The sequence below is a fragment of the Flavivirga jejuensis genome, from assembly GCF_030540765.1.
Lineage (GTDB): Bacteria > Bacteroidota > Bacteroidia > Flavobacteriales > Flavobacteriaceae > Flavivirga > Flavivirga jejuensis.
Genome location: NZ_JAUOEL010000001.1, coordinates 547,122 through 570,528 on the forward strand (window position 1 = coordinate 547,122; position 23,407 = coordinate 570,528).

General features: G+C 33.5%; 14 protein-coding genes and 1 riboswitch. Of the genes, 10 read left to right on the top strand and 4 right to left on the bottom strand.

The annotated features are described in order from the left end of the window. The first annotated feature begins 85 nt into the window (after positions 1 to 85). From argB to Q4Q40_RS02455, 4 genes are all read left to right on the top strand, one after another. Positions 86 to 862: an acetylglutamate kinase gene (gene argB, locus Q4Q40_RS02440; protein ID WP_303300085.1), complete on the top strand. Its 777-nt coding sequence runs from the start codon at positions 86 to 88 to the stop codon at positions 860 to 862. A gap of 1 nt (position 863) precedes the next feature. After that, a complete protein-coding gene (locus Q4Q40_RS02445) occupies positions 864 to 1,928 on the top strand; it encodes a M20 family metallo-hydrolase (protein ID WP_303300086.1) in 1,065 nt (354 codons plus the stop codon). 218 nt (positions 1,929 to 2,146) lie between these two features. After that, the gene (argH, locus tag Q4Q40_RS02450; RefSeq protein ID WP_303300087.1) at positions 2,147 to 3,421 is read left to right on the top strand and encodes an argininosuccinate lyase; all 1,275 of its coding nucleotides are present in this window, start codon (positions 2,147 to 2,149) and stop codon (positions 3,419 to 3,421) included. Between the two features lie 18 nt (positions 3,422 to 3,439). Beyond that, positions 3,440 to 5,827, top strand: coding sequence for a glycoside hydrolase family 95 protein (locus Q4Q40_RS02455; protein WP_303300089.1), 2,388 nt, complete (start codon positions 3,440 to 3,442; stop codon positions 5,825 to 5,827). A 317-nt stretch (positions 5,828 to 6,144) separates the two neighbouring features. Here Q4Q40_RS02455 and Q4Q40_RS24035 read toward each other — a convergent pair whose 3' ends face one another. Next, on the bottom strand, positions 6,145 to 6,264 hold the full coding sequence (locus Q4Q40_RS24035; RefSeq protein ID WP_367892776.1) for a transposase: 120 nt from the start codon (positions 6,262 to 6,264) through the stop codon (positions 6,145 to 6,147). Positions 6,265 to 6,726: 462 nt separating this feature from the next. Between Q4Q40_RS24035 and Q4Q40_RS02460 the strand changes: the two genes are divergently transcribed. Further along, on the top strand, positions 6,727 to 7,818 hold the full coding sequence (locus Q4Q40_RS02460) for a hypothetical protein (protein ID WP_303300090.1): 1,092 nt from the start codon (positions 6,727 to 6,729) through the stop codon (positions 7,816 to 7,818). 245 nt (positions 7,819 to 8,063) lie between these two features. Here Q4Q40_RS02460 and leuB read toward each other — a convergent pair whose 3' ends face one another. Further along, entirely contained in the window at positions 8,064 to 9,182 is a 1,119-nt protein-coding gene (gene leuB, locus Q4Q40_RS02465) for a 3-isopropylmalate dehydrogenase (RefSeq protein WP_303300091.1), read from the bottom strand. 110 nt (positions 9,183 to 9,292) lie between these two features. Then, a complete protein-coding gene (locus Q4Q40_RS02470) occupies positions 9,293 to 10,471 on the bottom strand; it encodes a 2-isopropylmalate synthase (RefSeq protein ID WP_303300092.1) in 1,179 nt (392 codons plus the stop codon). 148 nt (positions 10,472 to 10,619) lie between these two features. On the opposite strand from Q4Q40_RS02470, the gene Q4Q40_RS02475 reads away from it, so the two are divergent. The 4 genes from Q4Q40_RS02475 to Q4Q40_RS02490 all read left to right on the top strand — a co-directional run bounded on the left by Q4Q40_RS02475 (position 10,620) and on the right by Q4Q40_RS02490 (position 18,405). Further along, positions 10,620 to 12,170 (top strand): hypothetical protein, encoded by a 1,551-nt coding sequence (locus Q4Q40_RS02475; RefSeq protein WP_303300093.1) that lies wholly within the window; start codon positions 10,620 to 10,622, stop codon positions 12,168 to 12,170. Positions 12,171 to 12,257: 87 nt separating this feature from the next. Further along, a riboswitch (SAM riboswitch) is annotated at positions 12,258 to 12,379 on the top strand. A 119-nt stretch (positions 12,380 to 12,498) separates the two neighbouring features. Continuing rightward, positions 12,499 to 13,773 carry an O-acetylhomoserine aminocarboxypropyltransferase/cysteine synthase family protein gene (locus Q4Q40_RS02480; RefSeq protein WP_303300094.1) on the top strand — a complete coding sequence of 425 codons (1,275 nt, stop codon included), beginning with the start codon at positions 12,499 to 12,501 and terminating at the stop codon, positions 13,771 to 13,773. A gap of 17 nt (positions 13,774 to 13,790) precedes the next feature. Continuing rightward, positions 13,791 to 17,192, top strand: a complete 3,402-nt coding sequence (thrA, locus tag Q4Q40_RS02485; protein WP_303300095.1) for a bifunctional aspartate kinase/homoserine dehydrogenase I — start codon at positions 13,791 to 13,793, stop codon at positions 17,190 to 17,192. A gap of 40 nt (positions 17,193 to 17,232) precedes the next feature. After that, positions 17,233 to 18,405, top strand: coding sequence for a trans-sulfuration enzyme family protein (locus Q4Q40_RS02490; protein ID WP_303300097.1), 1,173 nt, complete (start codon positions 17,233 to 17,235; stop codon positions 18,403 to 18,405). Positions 18,406 to 18,659: 254 nt separating this feature from the next. Here the strand turns inward: Q4Q40_RS02490 and Q4Q40_RS02495 are convergent, their stop codons facing one another. After that, a complete protein-coding gene (locus Q4Q40_RS02495; protein ID WP_303300098.1) occupies positions 18,660 to 21,929 on the bottom strand; it encodes a GEVED domain-containing protein in 3,270 nt (1,089 codons plus the stop codon). An 860-nt stretch (positions 21,930 to 22,789) separates the two neighbouring features. On the opposite strand from Q4Q40_RS02495, the gene Q4Q40_RS02500 reads away from it, so the two are divergent. Further along, the gene (locus Q4Q40_RS02500; protein WP_303300099.1) at positions 22,790 to 23,302 is read left to right on the top strand and encodes a GNAT family N-acetyltransferase; all 513 of its coding nucleotides are present in this window, start codon (positions 22,790 to 22,792) and stop codon (positions 23,300 to 23,302) included. Positions 23,303 to 23,407: the final 105 nt, after the last annotated feature.

Consider the following 23,407-nt stretch of genomic DNA (forward strand, 5'->3'; position numbering starts at 1 on the left):
AAGCGATTACAAATTAAGTATTTATAAAAAACGTCAATGGTAGCGTAGTCGAGAAGCGAAACCTATATTAATAGAATAAATAAAAATGGGAAAATTATCCATAGTAAAAATAGGAGGAAATATTATTGAAGACGAAACGTCTTTAATAGCTTTTTTAAAATTATTTTCTAATTTAGAAGGAAAGAAAATCTTGGTGCATGGAGGTGGCAAACGTGCTACATTGGTCGCATCAAAATTAGGAATCGCATCTAAAATGATAAACGGCAGACGTATTACCGATGCCGAAACTTTAGAAGTGATCACCATGGTTTATGGCGGTCTGGTTAATAAAAATATTGTTGCCAAATTACAAGCCTTAAACACCAATGCCATTGGTTTAACGGGAGCCGATATAAATAGTGTCGCATCAGATAAAAGACCCGTAAAAGATATCGATTTTGGTTTTGTTGGAGATGTTAAACAGGTGGCTCACGAATCTATAGATAAGTTAATACAAGCCGATTTTACACCTGTTTTTTGTGCCATTACACACGATGGGAACGGACAGTTATTAAATACCAATGCAGATACCATTACATCACAAGTAGCAGTAGGTATGAGTAAGCTATACAAAACATCCATTTATTATTGTTTTGAATTAAATGGCGTTTTAGAAGATATTAATGATAAGAATTCGGTAGTAAAACACATCGATTCAGAGAGATACAAAAACCTATTAGAAAAAGGTATTATTGCCGATGGGATGTTACCAAAGCTAGAAAATTGCTTCGATGCCTTAAATAATGGTGTTAGTACAATTAATATGGGAAATACATCGATGTTAACCCAAGAAAATGATAATTTTACAACCATAACTTTATAACATGACGCAGCAGGAATTAATAAACGATGCCATATCACTTTTAAAAAAGTTGATAGAAACACAGTCGTTTTCTTCAGAAGAAGATCAAACGGCGTTGCATATTGAAGATTGGTTTAAACGCTATCATATTGATTATAAAAGAACACAAAATAATGTTTGGGCCATCAACAAGTATTTTGATGAAAGTAAGCCAACGTTGTTGCTAAATTCACATCACGATACCGTAAAACCCAATAGTGCCTATACCAAAGATCCGTTAAAAGCTATTGTAGAAGATGGGAAATTATATGGTTTAGGGAGTAATGATGCAGGAGGATGTTTAGTTTCGTTAATTGCCACATTTACTCATTTTTATAATCATGAGGATTTAAAATATAACCTAGTAATTGTCGCTTCCGCGGAAGAAGAAAGCAGCGGGCCAAACGGATTAAATAGTATGCTAGCCGTTATTCCAAAAGTAGATGTAGCCATTGTAGGCGAACCAACACTCATGAATTTAGCAGTAGCCGAAAAAGGGTTAGTGGTTTTTGATGCTGTAGTTAAAGGAACACCAAGTCATGCCGCACACCCTAATGATAACAATGCCATTTATAATACCATCGAAGTACTTCAATGGTTTAAGGATTTTAAGTTTGAAAAAGGCTCCGAAGCATTAGGCGATGTAAAATTAACGGTGACACAAATTAATGCAGGAAAACAGCATAATGTAGTTCCAGCAGATGTACAATTAGTAATAGATGTACGAGTAAATGATGCCTATAGCAATTCAGAAATTGCGGACATATTACAGGAGAAATCACCGTGCACAAGTATAACACCACGTAGCCTACGTTTAAATTCGTCAAGCATTCCATTAGACCACGATTTAGTTAAAGCAGGAATCGCCATTGGAAGAACAACCTACGGTTCACCAACGCTATCAGACCAAGCCGTGTTATCCTGTCCGTCATTAAAACTAGGCCCTGGAGATAGTACGCGCTCGCATTCTGCAGATGAATTTATTTATGTGAATGAAATAGAGGAAGGTATTAAGATATATGTTGAATTATTAGAAAAGGTGTTGTGAAATGAGTTTGAAGTTTGAAGTTTGAAGTTTGAAGTTTGAAGTTTGAAGTGTTCGTTAACAGACTTTTTTCTCGATTCTAAAATTAAAAAATTAAGATTTATGTTGAGTTGTGTAATTGTTTAACAGTTCTGTCATTCCCGCGAAGGCGGGAATCCATATAAGTAAGAATAAAGAATAAAAGATTCCCGCCTTCGCGGAAATAAAAAAAAGTATATAAGATGAAACTCTGGGATAAAGGTATATCAATCGATAAAAAAATAGAACAATTCACTGTTGGAAACGATAGAGAAATAGATATTCATATAGCGAAGTACGATGTTATTGCATCTAAAGCACACGCTAAAATGCTTCAGAAAATTGGTATTATAACAATTGAAGAATTGGTTGAATTGTTAGGCGGATTAAAGATTCTAGAAACCCAGATTGAAAACGGTACGTTTGTTATTGAGCCTCAGTTTGAAGATGTACATTCTAAAATAGAATTCGAATTAACCAAATCGTTGGGTGAGGTTGGTAAAAAGATCCATACAGCACGTTCTAGAAACGATCAAGTTTTAGTGGCTTTACATTTATATTATAAAGAGAATTTAGGTATTGTAAAAGAAAAAACAAAAACGTTTTTTACAACACTTTTAGAATTAGCTGAAACGCATAAGGATAAAGTCTTACCAGGGTATACGCATTTACAAGTAGCCATGCCATCATCCTTTGGGTTATGGTTTTCTGCCTATGCAGAGTTAATGATAGACGATGTATATTTATTAAATGCCGCCATTCAAACGGTTGATCAAAATCCGTTGGGGTCTGCTGCTGGTTATGGAAGTTCATTTCCTATAGATCGAGAATTAACCACCAAAGAAATGAACTTTACTACTTTAAAATATAATGTAGTTGCAGCTCAAATGAGTCGTGGGAAAAGTGAGCGAACTATTGCGGCAAGCTTAGGGAGTCTTTGTAATACGATGTCTCGTTTTGCTATGGATGCTTGTTTGTATATGAGTCAGAATTTTGGATTTATTTCCTTTCCAGACGAACTGACTACAGGGAGTAGCATTATGCCTCATAAGAAGAACCCAGATGTATTTGAATTGATTCGCGGCAAGTGTAATAAAATACAAGCCTTGCAAAGCGAAATGATTTTAATAACCAATAACCTACCAAGTGGTTACCATAGAGATTTTCAGTTATTAAAAGAAAACATCATTGCTGCTTTCGAGGAGGTAAAAGATATTCTGGATATTTTCAATTATTCCATTCAACAAATTATTGTGAAAGATATTGATGTACATAGCGATTTGTACAAATACCTATTTACGGTTGATAATATAAATACTTTGGTTGTGGAAGGGCAAAGTTTTAGAGAAGCTTACCAGAAAATTGGCGGACAAGTACAAGATGGAACCTATGTTGCTGATACTTCTAAAAAACATACGCATGCGGGAAGTATTCACAATTTGTGTTTAGATGGGATTAGAGCTAAATTTCCTGAATAATAATTTTTTGCCAGTCTTATGAAAACAATCTTAGCATACATTTTTTTCCTTTTATGCATAGGAAATGTATTTTCCCAAACAAATGCAATTCCTAGAGTTTATGAGATTTGGGATGATAAGCCAGCACCAAACAGAGGTAGTGATTATGCTATTAAAAAGGCAAGAGGCTATCCTTATGATGAAGATTGGGAATTAAAGTCTTATCCAATAGGTAATGGATATATGGGAGCTAACCTATTTGGAAGAACAGACACAGAACGTATTCAGCTTACAGAAAAAACACTTGCTAATGAAGGTTTATATGGTATAGGAGGTCTAACAAGTTTTGCTGAAATTAATCTGGATTTTGGACATCAAAACCCTGAGAACTATAGAAGATCTGTAAATATAAATGAAGCTATAGCCTATGTAAATTATAACTATAAAGGTGTTGAATATACAAGAACGCATTTTATTAGTTATCCAGACAATGTATTAGTAATAAAACTGAGTGCAAATAAAAAAGGTAAAGTTACTTTTAAGCTTAGACCCGAAATACCATATCTGAGAGATTCCACAGAAATAAATACAAGAAGTGGGAAAATGGTAGCCCAGAATGATTTAATTACTATGTCTGGTTTTATTAACCACTTTAGTATTAATTATGAAGGGCAAATTAAAGTTATAAATGAAGGAGGGGAATTATCAACGAATCAAAAAGATGGTAGATCAGAGATTATTGTAAAAAATGCAGACAGTGTTATTTTGTTAATTGCGGCTGGAACGAACTATAAATTGAGTGAATCTGTTTTTAATGAAGAAATTAACAACCAGAAATTAGATTCAAGTGTTTTTCCACATGAAAAAGTAACAGCACTCATTAATTCTGCAACTATTAAAAGGTTTGAAAAATTGAAAGCTGACCATTTAAGCGATTACCAAAATTTATTTTCTAGGGTAGAACTTAATTTTAATAGTGAAGTACCAAAAGGAACTACTAACGAATTACTTGAAAGCTATAAGTCGAAAGTTACAAGTCATTATCTAGAAGAATTAATGTTTCACTATGGTCGTTATTTACTTATTTCTACATCAAGAAAGGGCGCCTTGCCATGTGGTTTACAAGGTGTTTGGAGTCAATACGAAGTAACCCCTTTTACAGGCGGTTTTTGGCACAATATTAATGTGCAAATGAATTATTGGGGCGCTTTTAATACCAATCTGGCAGAAACTTTTACACCTTATGTAGAGTTTCATGAGGCGTATCGCTCTAAAGCAAATAGTTTAGCCACAGAATATCTTAAGAAGAATAATCCACAAGCGATAAATAATGATAGTACAGACAATGGTTGGACTATAGGAACAGGAACTACGCCACATAAAATTGTTGGTCCTGGCGGTCATTCTGGTCCAGGTACAGGAGCACTAACAAGTAAAATGTTTTGGGATTATTATGAATTTACTATGGATACTACTTTTTTACGAGAAAAAGCATATCCTGCTCTTTTGGGTATGAGTAAGTTTCTTTCTAAAACGTTGGTTCCTGTTGGTGACGATTTATTACTTGTAAACCCATCGGCCTCTCCTGAGCAAAAACATGATGGAGGTAATTATATTACAGCTGGTACTACCTTTGATCAAGAATTGGTTTGGGAAAATCATAATGACTTACTTAAAGCTTCAGCGGTTCTTAACTTAAATGATGATGCTTTTTTGGAAGTTGTGAAGCATCAAATTACTAAACTAGACCCTATTATTGTTGGTAAATCAGGACAAGTAAAAGAGTTTAGAGAAGAAGAATTTTATGGCGAAATAGGTCAAAAAAAACATAGGCATATCTCACACCTTTGTGCTTTATATCCAGGAACACTTATAAACTCAACCACAAAAGAATGGATGGATGCCTCTATTGTAACTTTAGATTTAAGAGGGAATAATACAACAGGTTGGGCTATGGCGCATAGAATGAATTTGCGAGCTAGAACTAAAGATGGTGAGCAAGCTCATAAAGTTTATACAAAATTTATAAAAGAACGCACGTTGCCAAATTTGTGGACAACGCATCCTCCTTTTCAAATAGATGGTAATTTTGGATGTATGGCTGGAGTTGCCGAAATGCTTCTGCAAAGTCATGAAGGTTATATAGAACCTCTTGCAGCACTTCCTGGTGCATGGAAAGATGGGGAATACAGAGGTTTGGTAGCTAGAGGGAGTTTTGAAATATCAGCTGTTTGGAAGCATAGTAAGGCGGTTTCATTTGAAATCACTTCTAATAAAGGCGGCGTATGCCGTATTAAATATCCTGGCATTGACAATATTATTTTAAAAGATGATTCTGGAGAAATAATACCTTACGTTATAGAAAACTCAGATGTCATTCATTTTAAAACTATTAAAATCGGACGTTATTTTATAGTTTTTAAATGATAAATAATTTGAAATTTCTGAGAATCCATTTTCATAGGTGGATTCCTGCCTTCGGAAGAATGATAATTGGTAGGGCGGTGAAGGGATTTTATTTTATAGACATTCTATATGACTTTGATAAAGTGAAAAATTAATTACAATTTTCTGTGTAAGTAATATCGTTAAACGAATTGCACTCCCGCGTTAGGGATTGAAGCGGCATCCTTTTTACATCATTTCTGATTTAAAAATACTCAAAAAATGTTTTAGTGTATAATTCATATCCAGTAATAGATTTAACTAACTCTGGCTTGAGTTGATTGACCATCACTGTAATTTTATTTTGTAATATCTTTATAGAGTTTCATGACCACTTTATTTTTCATCCATTGCCAAATTTTTTCAGCAGGATTTAGCTCAGGACTGTAAGGTGGAATTCTTATAAATATCACAGGCATATAAAACAGGAATATCGATTAGAAGATATCCAAATCAAAACATTCAACGACCTATAATCGTTGCTCGCAATAATAACCATCGCGATACATATGATATACAAAAAAATAGCTTCTTTATGCACACACAGATTTATTGTTGGGCTCAGGATATAATTACCTTAACAAACATATATTCAGAGAACTTACCAATTTTATTTACTATAAAATATTAAAGGTAGTATCCATCCTTTTGATGCCAACCAAAACTAGATGGAAAATACAAAATACAGAGCCTCCAACAAATCAAAACCAGCTCAATTTAATATTCAGATAAGATATGACATTCTCTAAACCTCTTTAAAAACCTATAAATTGACCAATTTGTGACTACGATTGACTGATTTGTGACTACAATTGACCGATCTGTGATTCTTTAATTTCCGTTATTGTGAAATCAAAATTTAATAATCAAATAACCATTTTATGAAAACAAATTTTTTAATTAATTCAAATAATACCTTTTCGGTTTTAAGTAAACAAAAATTTACGAAAAGGATTTGTTTAGTACCTCTTGTAATTGTTTTGTTATTCTCTATACACACCAATGCACAATACATAGGAGTTGGAAAAGGTAAAGATAGTGAAGGAGTAAAAAGAGTAGTAAAAGATGAAGGCTTTACGAGCGATTTTCACAAAAAACATAATAAAGAAATCGTATTTATGAAAAAACCTACTGAAAGTGATGTGTTTACGGAAGAAGACATCGTAACAACATATACATACGGAGACGACCTTTATTTTAGAACGTTTTTTACGAGATCATTAATTAATGAAATATCAAGATATAAAAAAGCAATAACTCTTTTGTATAACGCCGCTTATTATAGAATGGAAATAACCTTAGATGGTAAGTATAAAAGTGCTCAAACGATTAATGGAAGTCATTTTGAAAAAAAAGGTTTGGAGAAGAGAACAACTTGGTATGGGGTATTTCTTCATGAAGCTAAAGCTGGAGTCAGTTATATAAGAGCTGGTTTTGATAAATTGATAATAAAACATGGTGATAAAATTACGGCTGGATCTCATAAACTTGAATTTAAATTATTTCCATCATACTCATACGGAACATCTTGGGAAGATGGATTAATTACAGAGGAAGAATTGAATGATGAAAAATTAGAACCAATGGCTTCAGGAATGTTGACCATTAACTTTAATAAACCCCTAATCGATCCGAATAATGCTGATGTATGCATGCCAAAAGCTCTAACTTCGGATAAAGAATTAGAAGAAGCAATGATTACAGCCTTTAAAAACAGAGGGTGGGAACAAACCCCTTTAAAAGCTAGAATTTTAGGAGACTATTATGTGGAACGAAATAAACTTTCTGGCATCGTTGAGAGAAAATTAATAAAAGGAGCTGTTGGGTATAAAAGTGACGAAGGGTGGTGTAAATATCAAATCTATTACTTTGCGAAAGAGCATGATGGATCTGATTTTAATGGAAAAATTTATTTATATTCAATAGGAGGTTCATCTGATATTTCATGCGGATGTTTAGAAGGTGAAGATTAAGTAGAATAACTTATACATCCCCCGAAAATTGATTAATATTCTTAGTTAAGCCTTAATATTACTGATGATTTAGAGTGTTTTTTTTGAATTTCAAACAAAATGAATTCCACAAACCCACTATTAACTAATAATCTAATCTTCTTTTAAGGTTTCTTTAAATTAGACTTTCTATTAAAAAAGCACATCGATTAAGATGTGCTTTTCGTAAATCCCAATAATTTTAATTTGGTGACTAACTCAAATAATTAAATGATTGTGGACTGTCCTAAATGTATGTTTGTAAAATTTAAATTGGTTTCTTCTGGGTTGTTTATAAAATCCTCGATAAAATCACCAACTTTAGTGGTGGTTATATGATCGTATTTGGTGTTTAGATCTGGTGTTGTGATATGAAGCTTTAATGACTTATCGACACCATCTCTAATTAAAGCAGCTTCTTCGTGTAATTCGAAATGATCTAACAGCATGGCAGCCGATAAAATGGATGCAATTGGATTTGCGATACCTTTATTAGCAGCTTTCGTATAAGCACCGTGTATAGGCTCGAACATAGCATGTTTGTCACCAATAGATGCCGATGCTAATAAACCTATAGAGCCTACAATAACGCTGGCTTCTTCAGATAGGATATCTCCAAACATATTTTCGGTTAAAATAACATCAAACTGTCTTGGGTTAATAATGAGTTCCATGGCAGCGTTATCTATAAATAGAAAATCTAATTTTACATCGGGATATTGAGGGCCTAATTCTTGAACCACTTTGCGCCACAAGCGCGAACTTGCTAAAACATTAGCTTTGTCTACCAATGTTAATTTGCCCTTTCTGGATTGTGCAGCTTTAAATGCTAAATGTGCAATACGTTCTATTTCGAAACGTGTGTATTCACAGATATCGGACGCTGTATTGCCATCTTCACTTAGCTTTTTTTCTCCAAAATAAATACCACTTGTTAGCTCGCGGTAAATAAGAATATTAGTATCCTTAATTTGCTTTATCTTTAACGATGATTTATTTAATAAATCATCATAAGCTATAACAGGTCTAATGTTAGTATATAGATCTAGTATTTTACGAAGTCCTAAAAGACCTTGTTCTGGTCTTATTTCCGTAATAGGATCTATATCATATTTTGTATTGCCAATAGCTCCAAATAAAATAGCATCTGCTTTTTCACAGATATTTATTGTTTCTTCTGGTAAAGGGTCTCCTGTTTTGTCTATTGCAGAAGCTCCTACAGATCCAGTTTCGAAAGTAAATATATGGTTAAATTCCACAGCAATAGCTTTCAATGCCTTGACAGCTTGAGCTATGACCTCTGGACCTATACCATCGCCTGGTAAAACGGCAATATTTAGTTTCATTTACTTTTATTTAATTTTCTGCTTTCACTTCGACAAACTCAGTGAGAACATAGTAATAATAATATTAATGAATCCCTAGAGTGTGATACCCTTCGGAATTCTTTTTTCAATTAAGCAGAAGTAATTATTTCGTTATATACTTTGCTGCTTTCTATAATCTGATGGATATCACTATCATTAACCTCTTTCTTTTTGTCGGCAAAATTCAAGAAATTTACATAAATTTCATCCAACTGAAGTTTTGTTAATTCGTATCCAACATTTTTTGCTCTATATGCTAAAGCGGCTCTTCCACTTCTTGCAGTTAATACAATAGCAGATTCTGTTACACCAACATCTTTAGGGTCTATAATTTCGTAAGTTTCACGGTTTTTAATAACACCATCTTGATGAATTCCAGAACTGTGTGCAAATGCATTTGCTCCAACAATAGCTTTGTTAGGTTGCGTATAAATACCCATGCTATCTGAAACCAATTGGCTAATACCATAAAGCATTTCAGTTTTTATTCCAGTATCTAAATCTAAGTATGGGTGTTGTTTTAAGATCATAACCACTTCTTCTAAAGCAGTATTCCCAGCGCGTTCCCCAATACCATTAATAGTACATTCAATTTGTCTTGCACCATTAATAACACCTTCAATAGAATTGGCCGTTGCTAAACCTAAATCGTTATGGCAATGGCAAGATAAGATAGCTTTCTCAATACCTTTTACATTCTCTTTTAAGTATTTAATTTTGGCACCATATTCATGTGGTAAACAGTAACCAGTAGTATCTGGAATGTTTAAAACCGTTGCTCCTGCTTTAATAACAGCTTCACAAACTCGTGCTAAATATTCGTTATCGGTTCTACCAGCATCCTCAGCATAAAACTCCACATCTTCAACAAAAGATTTAGAATAACTAACCGCTTTAACAGCACGTTCTATAATAGCTTCATGTGTTGTTTTAAATTTGAATTTTATATGAGAATCAGAAGTGCCAATACCTGTATGTATTCTTGGTTTTTTAGCATATTTTAATGCTTCGGCTGCTACTTTTATATCATTTTCAACAGATCGTGTTAAACCACAAACAGTCGCGTTTTTTACAATTTTAGAAATTGCCTCAACCGATTTAAAATCGCCAGGACTAGATACGGGAAAACCAGCTTCAATAATATCAACTCCTAAATTATCCAACTGTTCTGCAATGATTAATTTTTGCTCAGTGTTTAATTTACAACCTGGGACTTGCTCGCCATCTCGAAGCGTAGTATCAAAAATTTGGACGTTTTTATTCGACATTTATTAAAATATATTTTCTTATTGTATTACGAATTTATATTTTGGTTTCCTAAAAGCGGAGTTAAAGCTTTCATTTTTACGATGTTTAACTTAGGTATTACTTAATTAAAAAGCTGTAAATCAGTATTTTAGTATTGATTTTAAAACTATGACAAGAGAGCAAAAAGATAATTTGTTTGTATTAGTGAAGTCACTATCTAAATCTGAAAAGAGACAGTTTAAACTCTATGTTGGTCGTTTAGGTGTAAATGAGGATTCAAAATTTTTGACCCTTTTTAATATTCTTGATAAACTTTCTGTTTACGATGAAGCTGTTATTCTTAAAAAAGGAATTGTAAAAAAACAACAACTTTCCAATTTAAAAGCACATTTATATAAACAAATTTTAATTAGTTTAAGATTAAATCCATCACATCAAAATGTTAGAATTCAAATTCGCGAGCAATTAGATTTTGCTACCATTTTATATCATAAAGGACTTTACAAACAAAGTTTAAAAATATTAGACAAGGCGAAGAGTTTGGCTATTGCCAATGAAGAGAAAAACATTGCTTATGAGATCGTTGAGCTGGAAAAAATAATAGAATCTCAATATATTACCAGAAGTCTTAATAATAGGGCAGACGAGTTATCTGTACAAGCAAAAAAATTAAGTCAGCAAAATGTCATAGCTAGTAAATTATCTAATCTATCACTTCAGTTATACGGCTTGTTTTTAAAAACAGGCTATATAAAAAACGATAAGGAAAACCAGAGAGTTACTAAATACTTTAATGATAGGTTGCCAAAATACGATATAAACGAATTAGGGTTTAGAGAGAAACTTTGGTTATATAAAGCCTATTTGTGGTATAGTTTTTTAACCTCAGATTTTTTAGCAAGTTATAAATATGCCTCTAAATGGGTGGATTTATTCTATAAAAATAAAGATATGATTATTTTAAATCCTGTCTTCTTTTTAAAAGGAAATCACTATTTACTTGAAGCATTATTTTATTTAAGACAATACGATAAGTTTAAAGAAGCGCTCAATAAATTTGAAGGGGTTACAAAAGAAAAATGGTTCCCTATTGATGATAATGTAGACGGGTTAGCTTTTTTATATATTTATAATAATAAGTTTAATCTGCATTTTATTAATGGAAGTTTTAAAGAAGGCTTGCCTTTAATTGATGAGATATTAGAACGTTTAAAAAACTATAAAGACCGTATAGATGAGCACCATATCATGGTATTTTATTATAAGATAGCAAGTATGTATTTTGGTGCAGGAGAGAATAAAAAATGTATTTACTTTTTAGAAAAGATAATAAGCAATAAATCTTTGCAAATGCGTGAAGATCTATTGTGTTTTTCAAGAATTTTGAATCTTGTGGCGCATTATGAAGCAGGTTTGGATTATAATCTTGATGTTTTAATAAGAAGCACGTATAAGTTTTTAATTAAAATGGAAGATTTATATGAGGTGCAAAAAGAATTCATTAAGTTTTTAAGAGGTTTAGGAGATATTTATCCAAATGAAGTAAAAAGGGAGTTTATCAAACTGCATAAGAAGTTGAAACAATACGAGAACGATCCTTATCAAAGTCGTGCTTTCCTATACTTGGATCTTATTTCGTGGCTGGAATCTAAAATTGAGAACAAACCAATTGACTTGATTATTAGAAATAAGTTTCATGATAAATTAGCCAGAAAATAAATTTTTATAAAATTTCTTGAAAAAAATTAGGATTTTAACTTTTTCTGAACGAATATTTGCATTCACAAAGTTCAATAACTTATTGAAATGTTATCAAGAAAGGCGGAGGGATTAGACCCATTGAAGCCTTAGCAACCCTTTACTAGTAAAGAAGGTGCTAAATTCTACCCCGATCTGGACATGTATCAGATATCACGGATAGATAACCAAACGAAATTACTTTCAGTAATTTTTAAATTTTCTTTTTAACATTTTTCTATATAAGTACGTTATTCATAACGCATTTTGACTTTTGGTTTATTTGATTATTAACTAAAAAATTAGAAAAATGAGCACACAAAAATTAGCAACAAACGCATTACATGCAGGTCACGATCCAGCAACCAATGGAGGTACAAGAGCCGTACCTATTTATCAAACATCATCTTACGTTTTTAACGATTCCGATCATGCAGCAAATCTATTTGCTTTAAAAGAATTAGGGTTTATTTATACCAGACTAAATAACCCAACCAATCAAATTCTTCAAGAGCGTTTAGCAGCTGTAGAAGGTGGTGTTGGAGCTGTTGTGTTTGCTTCTGGTACTGCGGCAATTTCAACAGGTTTATTAACGCTTTTAAAAGCAGGAGATCATATTGTTGCATCCAGTAGTTTATATGGAGGAACCTATAATCTATTAAGTGTTACCTTACCTCGATTAGGTATTACAACAACATTTGTAGATGCTTCTAACCCCAATAATTTTAAGGATGCTGTACAAGATAATACGAAAGCATTTTTTGTAGAATCTTTAGGGAATCCGAAGTTAGATGTTTTAGATCTAGAGGCTATTGCTGTACATTCTAAAGCTGCAGGTGTTCCTTTTATTGTTGACAATACGGTAGCAACACCAGCATTATTGAATCCATTAAAACATGGTGCAAATATTGTGATTCATTCACTCACTAAATACATTGGGGGTCAAGGAACTTCTTTAGGAGGTGCTATTATTGATGGTGGTACTTTCGATTGGGCCAATGGAAATTTTCCTGAATTTACAGAACCATCAGCAGGATATCATGGTTTAGTTTATCACGAAGCTTTAGGCGCTGCATCGTATACTTTTAAATTGATTTTAGAAGGATTGAGAGATTTTGGAGGTGCTTTAAGCCCGTTCAATGCCTTTCAGATTATTCAAGGTTTAGAGACCCTAACAGTGAGAATAAAACAACATAGCGAGAACGCTTTAGAGCTGGCAAAATGGTTAGAAGAACAAGATGAGGTTGCCTGGGTGAACTATCCAGGTTTAGAAAGTAGTAAATACAAAGCTTTAGCCGATAAATATTTGCCTAAAGGACAAAGTGGTATCGTTACTTTTGGAGCAAAAGGCGGATATGATGCTGCAAAAACGATAGCAGATAAAACAAAACTATTTTCATTATTAGCAAATATCGGAGATACAAAATCACTAATCATTCACCCAGCAAGTACAACCCATCAGCAATTAAGTGATGAAGAACAAGTATCTGCAGGAGCCACTAAAGATTTAATTAGATTGTCTGTTGGGATAGAAGATATAGAAGATTTAAAAGCCGACTTAAAAGCTGCTTTTAGTGAAATTTAAGTTCTAAATAATTACTAATGAAAGACGCATTGTCACATATTATAATTCCAAAATATACTACCGAAAGTAATGTTTTGGTCTCAGAAATTAAACTGAGTTACCAGCTTTTTGGTAAAACTTTGGGTACAGCACCTATCGTTTTGGTGAATCATGCCTTAACAGGTAATAGTAATGTTGCGGGTGATGATGGGTGGTGGAAAGATCTGGTTGGTATCGATAAAGTAATAGATACTAATTTATATACTGTTTTAGCATTTAATATCCCTGGAAATGGTTTTGATGGTTTTGTAATTGATAACTATAAAGATTTTGTTGCCAGAGATGTTGCCAAGCTGTTTCTAGCGGGGCTTAAAGCATTAAAGACCGATAGACTTTTTGCTATTATAGGAGGCTCTTTAGGCGGAGGTATTGCTTGGGAAATGGCTGTTATAGAGCCTGATGTTACAACCCATTTAATAGTTGTAGCAACGGATTGGAAATCGACAGATTGGCTAATTGCTAATTGCCAAATACAAGAACAGTTTCTGTTAAACTCAAAAGAACCCGTGCATGATGCCAGAATGCATGCTATGCTGTGTTACCGTACTCCAGAATCATTCAAAGAACGTTTTCATCGTTCTAAAAATGAAGATCTAGAGATTTTTAATGTAGAAAGTTGGTTGCTACATCATGGTAAAAAATTGCAAGAAAGGTTTCAGTTGTCGGCTTATAAGTTGATGAATCAATTATTAAAAACAATTGATGTTACTAAAAATAGAGCAGACGATTTTAATATTTTAGAACGTATTGATGCTAATATTCATATTGTGGGGGTAGATTCCGATCTCTTTTTTACAGCAGAAGAAAACAGGCAAACCCATAAACAATTAGCGTTAACACATCCCAATGTAACCTACAATGAAATACATTCAGTACATGGGCATGATGCCTTTTTAATGGAATACGAACAATTAGAAAAAATTATAGAAGGCATTTTTGTGCCAGATTCTAAAAAAAGAAAAATGAAAGTATTAAAATTTGGAGGAAAGTCGTTAGCCAATGGTGATGGCTTAAATAAAGTGCTTTCCATTATTGAAAATAAGGTTAATAATGGAGAACGCATTACCGTAGTAGTTTCTGCAAGAGGAAACGCTACAGATGAGCTAGAAGACATTTTAAGTAAAGCTCTAAAAGGGGAGCCGTTTCAAGACGCATTAGAAGCTTTTAAAACATATCAAAAAGCACCATTAAATACCATAGATTTTTCTGAGCAGTTTTCAATTCTCGGGAAACTTTTTGAAGGTGTTAGTTTGTTACGAGATTGTAGCCAAAAAACGAAAGATGGCATTTTAGCACAAGGGGAATTATTGTCTAATAAATTGGTTGCAGAATTACTTAACCAACGTGGTATTAAAGCAAAAGCTACCGATGCGAGAACATTAATTAAAACAGATGATGCCTTTGGGAATGCACAGCCTATTTCGCAATTAACTAAAGATAATGTTAGAAATTATTTTAAACAAAATAATGGCGACACCGTTAATATTGTTACAGGGTTTATAGCTTCAAATGAAAAAAATGAGACAACTACTTTAGGTAGAAATGGAAGTAATTATACAGCCGCTTTATTAGCCAATTATTTGGATGCAGATGAGTTGCAAAATTATACCCACGTAAATGGAATCTATACAGCCAATCCTGATCTGGTTGCAGATGCACAAAAAATTAGAGAATTATCGTTTGGTGAAGCCAATGAGCTAGCTAATTTTGGAGCCACTGTTTTACATGCCAAAACCATTATTCCTTTAGTCGAAAAGAATATCAATCTGCGTATTTTAAACACCTTTAATTCTGATGATGAAGGGACACTTATCACAGCAAAACGTAGTTCTAAAGAAGTAACATCCTTATCGGTTTTAGATGATGTTGCCTTATTGAATTTAGAAGGACGTGGTTTGCTAGGTAAGGTTGGAGTAGATGCCAGAATTTTTAAGGCATTAAGTATTCATAATATTAATGTGAGTATTATTTCCCAAGGATCTTCAGAAAGAGGTATTGGATTGATTATAAATGCAGAAGAAGCTACACAAGCAGTTATTGCATTAGAGCGTGAATTTGAAAATGATTTTTATTCGCAAGATGTTAATAAAATTGAAGTAGTTGATGATGTTTCTGTAATTTCAATCATTGGAATTGAATTAAGTTCGTTCCATAAACCATTTAATGCATTGATAAAAAACCAGATCACGCCTTTACTGTTTAATAATACAGTTACAGGTAGAAATGTGAGTTTGGTAGTTAGAAAGAATCAATTGCACAAAGCCATGAATGTGATCCATGGTGAGGTTTTCGGAATTTCAAAAAAGATAAACATTGCCATTTTTGGACACGGTTTAGTTGGAGGTGCTTTAATAAACCAGATCTTAAAGTCTAAAGATGATATTGAAAAAAGAAAAGGCATTAACCTAAATGTATTTGCAATTGCTAATTCCAGAAAACTCCTTTTAAGTAAAAATGGTGTTGAAAATAATTGGGAAGAAGCTATAGAGACGACGTCGCAAGAAAGTTCTATTCAAGATATTATTGATTTTGCAAAGGTGCATCATTTAGAAAATTTAATAGCGGTAGATAATACAGCAAGTTCAAATTTTTACACGAATTATATACCGTTGGTTGAAGCTGGTTTCGATTTAGTATCATCAAACAAAATAGCCAATACAATTTCACATGAGTTTTATACAGAGTTGCGTTCACAATTACACGAACATAACAAACAATATTTGTATGAGACTACGGTTGGTGCAGGTTTACCATTAATAGATACGATCAAGCTATTACATGAATCTGGAGAAAATATTACGAGAATACGAGGTGTTTTTTCAGGAACATTGAGTTATTTGTTTAATAATTTTTCAGTTGAAGATAAACCGTTTAGTGAGATCATTCAGGAAACTATTGATAAAGGTTTTACAGAACCAGACCCAAGAGAAGATTTTTCTGGAAATGATGTTGCTAGAAAACTATTGATTTTAGCTAGAGAATTAGATCTGCAAAATGAATTTGAAGATGTAGCGGTTCAGAATTTAATTCCAGAAGCTTATCAGAATATTTCAGTTCAAGAATTTTTAAGTCAGTTGGATGTTTTAGATGATGAATTTCAAAAGATAAAAGATGAGCAAAAAGAAGGCCATGTATTAAGATATATTGGTGATTTATCAGGAGATTTATCTCAAGATAAGGGGAACCTTGATGTGAAATTGGTCTCAATTCCAGAAGATAGTACTTTGGGACATATAAAAGGATCGGATGCTATTTTTGAGATTTTCACAGAATCTTATGGAGAACAACCCATCGTTATTCAAGGAGCAGGAGCAGGAGCAGAAGTAACAGCAAGAGGTGTTTTTGGAGATATTTTGAGGCTGTCTAAACATATAAATTAATTGTCAGGTTGAGCGCAATCGAGACCTAAAGAAGATAAAAATGAGCAAAGAGAAAAAGAAGTTTGAAACAGAAGCCATTCGTACACAATTAGAGCGTACCGAATTTTTAGAACATACAAGTCCGTTATATTTAACATCAAGTTTTGTTTTTGAAGACGCAGAAGATATGCGAGCATCTTTTACAGAGGAAAAAGACCGCAATATTTACAGCCGATTCACAAACCCAAATACCACTGAGTTTGTAGACAAAGTTTGTAAAATGGAAGGTGCAGAAAGTGGGTATGCATTTGCAACGGGAATGGCTGCTATTTATGCCACTTTTGCAGCACTCTTAGAGAGTGGCGACCATATAGTGTCTGCACGGTCGGTATTTGGTTCAACACATACCTTGTTTACCAAGTATTTCCCAAAATGGCATATAGAAACAACATATTTCGATATCAATAAACCAGAAACTATTGAAAGTTGCATCACGCCAAAAACAAAAATTCTATATGCAGAGTCACCAACAAACCCTGCGACCGATATTATTGATTTAGAGCTGTTAGGCGATATTGCTAAAAAGCACAATCTGATTTTAATTATTGACAACTGTTTTGCAACACCTTATTTGCAACAGCCTATAAAATATGGCGCGCATTTGGTGGTACATTCGGCAACAAAGTTAATGGATGGTCAGGGACGTGTGCTAGGGGGGGTAACTGTTGGTTGTGCCGATTTAATTAGAGAAATCTATTTATTTGCTAGAAATACAGGCCCAGCATTATCACCTTTTAATGCATGGACTTTATCTAAAAGTTTAGAAACCCTTTCGGTAAGAGTCGATAAACATTGTGAAAATGCCTTAAAAGTAGCCGAATTTTTAGAAACCCACGGACAAGTTAATTGGGTGAGATATCCATTTTTAAAATCACATCCGCAATATGAGGTGGCTAAAAAACAGATGAAACTAGGTGGTAATATTGTAGCTTTTGAAGTTAAAGGAGGCATTGAAGGAGGACGTCAATTTTTAAATGCTATAAAAATGTGTTCATTGTCTGCTAATTTAGGAGATACAAGAACGATTGTAACACACCCAGCATCAACAACACACAGTAAATTGGCTGAAGCAGATAGACTGGAAGTGAGTATTACAGATGGTTTGGTAAGGGTTTCTGTCGGTTTAGAGCATGTTGATGATATTATTGGAGATTTAGAGCAGGCTTTGGGTTAATTGTTTTTAGTCTTAGAAATTATAAAGAGGTCTAAAAATGACACTTTTTAGAACTCTTTTTCTATACCTTAAAATTGAATTTTTACGTCACATTCAGGTTTAAAAACACCTGTTAAATGGCTTCCTCTTTTCTCCAAAATATTGTTGATTGAGTTCGTTTTGTGTTCATATTTTCATGAAGTAAACGCATTCAATAATAATCACAAAAAAAGGCCATCTCAAAAGATAGCCTTTTATAATTATTATGAGCCTTTTTATTGTTTGATAAACCTTTTGGTAGTTGCTAACCTTTTAGAAACAAACCTTACAAAATACATACCTGACATAAATTGAGATACATCAATAGAATGAGAACCTTTACTAGGTTTTACCTTTTTAATGATCGCTCCCGTAGATGTAAATATTGTAATTTCATCAAAACCATTCTCCAAAATATCAATAGTTAACCTTGAATTTGCAGGGTTAGGATACATGTTAATATTTTTGTTTGAGGTTTCTGTGAATGTCTTCAATGCTTTAGCATTAGTATTAACTGAGTTTCCAATTCCAAGGTTAATTGTATAGTCCTCCACTTCACCATAAGTGAACGTTTCACAAGAAGTCGGAATTCCATTATACTTCAATGAAACTCTCATTCTAACCGAAGTTCCAGAAGTTCCATTAGGAACTGTAAAAGTCCCGCTATTGGAAGTATCAGTTGAAGGGGATTTAGACCAAACTAATTCACCTGTATCATCAAAACTTCCATTATTATTGTAGTCGATCCAAACGGCATAAGCTTCAGGGTATGTAGTTCCTGTCCAAGTCGGAACAACCGTTACAGTATATGTATCACCTTCGTTTAGATTTGTAGAAATTGAAGTGAAATCTGAATAAAATTGCCCACCTGAATTATTGTTAATAGTATTTAACTGAACATTGCCAATAAATTCGTCGTCTATATTTGTACTTGCAGAGCTACAATAATTAATATTATTAGCAATTGTAGTAAACGAAACAGTGTCATTTCCTGAAACATTCCCCGCAGCATCTTGAGCAGTCACAGAAGCAACATATGGAGTTGAAGGGGAAAGTCCTGTAACATTAAAGCTAGTAGTTGTAGAAGTACCAACAAGAGTACCGCCTATAGAGATATTATAGAGAACTACACCTACATTATCTGTGGATGCGATCCAGCTAAGTGTTGCTCCACTAGCTGTAATATTGCTAGCAGACATATTTGTTGGGTCTGTTGGCGCTTCAGTATCAGGAGTGCCAGTTCCAAGGTTAATTGTATAGTCCTCCACTTCACCATAAGTGAACGTTTCACAAGAAGTCGGAATTCCATTATACTTCAATGAAACTCTCATTCTAACCGAAGTTCCAGAAGTTCCATTAGGAACTGTAAAAGAACCACTATTAGAAGTATCAGTTGAAGGGGCTTTAGACCAAACTAGTTCACCTGTATCATCAAAACTTCCATTATTATTGTAGTCGATCCAAACAGCATAAGCTTCAGAGTATGTGCTTCCTGGCCAAGTCGGAACAACCGTGACAGTATACGTTTCACCTTCGTTTAGATTTGTAGAAATTGAAGTGAAATCTGAATAAAATTGCCCACCTGAATTATTGTTAATAGTATTTAACTGAACATTGCCAATAAATTCGTCGTTTATATTTGTACTCGCAGAGCTACAATAATTAACATTGCCAGCGATTGTAGTAAACGAAACAGTGTCATTTCCTGAAACATTCCCCGCAGCATCTTGAGCAGTCACAGAAGCAACATATGAAGTTGAAGGAGAAAGTCCTGTAACATTAAAACTAGTAGTTGTAGAAGTGCCAACAACAGTACCGTCTATAGAGATATTATATAGTACTACGCCTACATTATCTGTGGATGCAATCCAGCTAAGTGTTGCTCCACTAGCTGTAATATTGCTAGCAGCCATATTTGTTGGGTCTGTTGGTGCTTCAGTATCAGGAATACCAGCTTCAATTTGAAATTTTCCAACAACACCTTTTCTACTACCATTAACATACTCGGTAATATACCAAAACGAAGAATCATCCGACGGATCTACATCAATCTTGCTATAATCCCCATATCGATAACTAGGAATATTTCCATTTCCATTTGCGATAAGCTCTTCTGCACTTGTCATGGTTCCTAATGGGTCAGAACTCAATCTGCCTGTAAAATAAGAACTAACTCTAACTGTTGTTGGGGTTGTAGGTCCAGACATAGATGTATATCCCATTCCTATATTGCCCTGTCCATCCATTGCCAGACTTGCTGTCCAGGCATGTCTGCCATCTGGTGCGGTATAGGTACCTTCTTGATATAAAGACCAAGGTTGATTATCACCACTTTGCCTAAACTCGTACCAACGTATTCCTGCCAGTTCACCAGAACTAGCATCTGTGTCAACTACAAAATTAAATAGCGCTGAATTATGAGTTGCAAATTTTCTAAATTGAGCTTGATTCATAATCGTTGCTTGTAATGCATCAATAGTAGCACCTCCTCCAGGTTGGCTTAAATTAGAAAAACTTCCATTATCAAAAACACTAATAAAAGGTGTTGTATTGATTTCCTGAGAGTTTGAAACCGTTGAACTTCCTGGATTATTCCAATCTAGATCAGCAGTCCAAACTTTAATATGATCCTGAGAAACCCCGCTCCAAGCATCGTCCTGAAGATAGATTATAGTAGCGCCTCCAGGAGCAGGTAAATTAGCATCGGTAACATTTAATACTTGCGGACTATAAAATCCACTGGTTACAATCCCTGGAAGGTTAAATCCAATAATTTGAGCTCCAGAACCTCCTGTTAACATGACATCTCTTTCTAATGCCCATAGTTTATTAGAACTTGAGCTATTATCAGTAATATAATATCCATCACTCCAGATAGATAATTTTTGATAATCTTGTATCGCTGAAATATTATATACATACCATCCTGCTGTTAATGGGTTAGGCCCATCTGAAACTGCTATTTGAGCTCCAGATCCAAGAAAAGAAAGCACCCATCTGTCTGCTGCGTTATCATAGGATACCGTAAGATCGCAACATCCACCCGAAGGGAAAATAGCTGGATTTGGAGACGTTTCACCTAACAATTGATTCCCAGATTTATCATAAACCATAAACCCTGTATTAAAAACTACCATCACGTGATTAGGCCCTACAGCCATGGAAGGATCTGTAGGTTGAGAATTTGATGAGTAGGTGTCAAAAACAAGACTGGCAGGAGCTCTTTGTGTACTTTGTTCCTCTTCATGCTTATTTATTAAATAATAATCATTTGTCGTTTGAGGGTCTTTACCTGAAATAATTTGATTTCCTAATGATCTTTTATCTTTTGCCTCCTTAAATGAATTGTCTGGGGAAGTGAGATCATGGGGTCTTGATAACATGGAAGAAACATGCTCTACAGATGATATCTTTCCATGATAAAAAGCTTTGTTTTGATTTTCTTGTGCGTACGCCATAAAGGAAAAGACGAACAATAAAGGTAATAATAGGTACTTGTGTTTCATTTTTGGTTGTTTTAAGTTTTTTTAATTAGACGGCAAGGCATATTTATAATACGAACTAACCTTTCTCTTACCTATTTCTTTTAAGAAATGGTATTCGGCTCACATAGTGTTAGTTAGTATATGTGTCTTTTGCATAATCAACCTTTTTTGGATCATTTTCTTTTCGATGATCATGATTGATTAATCTCCTTTAAAATTAAACCCAATTTCGTTTTTGTCTCTTAACTAGTAGAACGGCTATAATATTTTATTATAAGCCTGGTTAACCTAAGTTTGATTAGTGGTTTAGGTATAATTTAGCAGTAAAAAAATAGATTTCTTAGTGAATTAAAAACACTAATAATCTATAGTTTAAAGTTACGGAAATATTTTGTATTACTTAACTGAGAATATGATAAAAATAGTAATAGATTATTGCTATATTGATTTTCAATATTTAATAAAGTATTAACAATAAATGAGAGCCCATATTTAAAATATCTTTGGCTTTTCTTCGCTGTCTTTTTAACTATTTCCATTTCAATATTTTTTCAAATATGTATGTATCAATATTTGTGTCCAAACGGTAGCCTTGGGGCGGGCTTGCCTGTAAGCAAAGGCTGGGATAGTCAGTTTTAAGAATTTTTTATTGTCAAACTCACTGGATCACATAATGAACCGCTAAAAAAGGCATATACGAAAAATAGTAGTTAGTTGTTTAGCGCCTTACAAAAGATTGTACCTATTTGTAAGTTCTGCCAAATCTGAGCTTTAGCATTTAACAAGAAGAGAAAGATAAATAACAAGCGCAATTTGGCTTTACGGTAAACCGAGTTTTTGTACTTTTAGGGTAATTATAAACTGTCAGGCTGTATAAATAAATGAATACAATAATAGAAACAGAAAGATTAATTCTAAGGGAATTCACAATGAATGATTTTGAAGCAGTATATGAATTCAATTCTAATACCGAACTTCATAAATATACTGGTGATGAGATAATAAAATCATTAGACCATGCAAAAGAAATCATTAAAGATATTTGGATTCAAGACTATAAAAAATATGGCTATGGAAGATGGGCTACAATTTACAAACCTGAAAATAAAATTATTGGCTTTGCTGGACTTAAATATTTGCCTGAAATAAATGAAACCGACATTGGATTTAGATTTTTACCTGAATATTGGGGGAAAGGGATTGCTTCTGAAATTACCGAGGAAATTATAAGATTTGGATTTGAAAATTTAAGGCTGGACAAAATTATTGGAATCGCTATGCCAGAAAATGTCGGATCCTGGAAAGTTCTTGAAAAGAATGGTTTAACCTTATATAAGGTGGGCGAATATGATGGAGATGGGAAAGATTATAAATGGTATAAAATAAAGAAGTAAGAACTACTTAAACGTCATCAAAAAAATAACTAAAACCTTAATATTAATTGAAAGATTAAAATTAAGATTGATTGGCTTATCAGATTTAGATGCCATATATAGAAA

Coding starts and splice junctions, on each gene's coding strand:
- argB (WP_303300085.1), top strand. CDS start 86: ATGGGAAAATTATCCATAGTAAAAATAGGAGGAAATATTATTGAAGAC.
- Q4Q40_RS02445 (WP_303300086.1), top strand. CDS start 864: ATGACGCAGCAGGAATTAATAAACGATGCCATATCACTTTTAAAAAAG.
- argH (WP_303300087.1), top strand. CDS start 2,147: ATGAAACTCTGGGATAAAGGTATATCAATCGATAAAAAAATAGAACAA.
- Q4Q40_RS02455 (WP_303300089.1), top strand. CDS start 3,440: ATGAAAACAATCTTAGCATACATTTTTTTCCTTTTATGCATAGGAAAT.
- Q4Q40_RS24035 (WP_367892776.1), bottom strand. CDS start 6,264: ATGCCTGTGATATTTATAAGAATTCCACCTTACAGTCCTGAGCTAAAT.
- Q4Q40_RS02460 (WP_303300090.1), top strand. CDS start 6,727: ATGAAAACAAATTTTTTAATTAATTCAAATAATACCTTTTCGGTTTTA.
- leuB (WP_303300091.1), bottom strand. CDS start 9,182: ATGAAACTAAATATTGCCGTTTTACCAGGCGATGGTATAGGTCCAGAG.
- Q4Q40_RS02470 (WP_303300092.1), bottom strand. CDS start 10,471: ATGTCGAATAAAAACGTCCAAATTTTTGATACTACGCTTCGAGATGGC.
- Q4Q40_RS02475 (WP_303300093.1), top strand. CDS start 10,620: ATGACAAGAGAGCAAAAAGATAATTTGTTTGTATTAGTGAAGTCACTA.
- Q4Q40_RS02480 (WP_303300094.1), top strand. CDS start 12,499: ATGAGCACACAAAAATTAGCAACAAACGCATTACATGCAGGTCACGAT.
- thrA (WP_303300095.1), top strand. CDS start 13,791: ATGAAAGACGCATTGTCACATATTATAATTCCAAAATATACTACCGAA.
- Q4Q40_RS02490 (WP_303300097.1), top strand. CDS start 17,233: ATGAGCAAAGAGAAAAAGAAGTTTGAAACAGAAGCCATTCGTACACAA.
- Q4Q40_RS02495 (WP_303300098.1), bottom strand. CDS start 21,929: ATGAAACACAAGTACCTATTATTACCTTTATTGTTCGTCTTTTCCTTT.
- Q4Q40_RS02500 (WP_303300099.1), top strand. CDS start 22,790: ATGAATACAATAATAGAAACAGAAAGATTAATTCTAAGGGAATTCACA.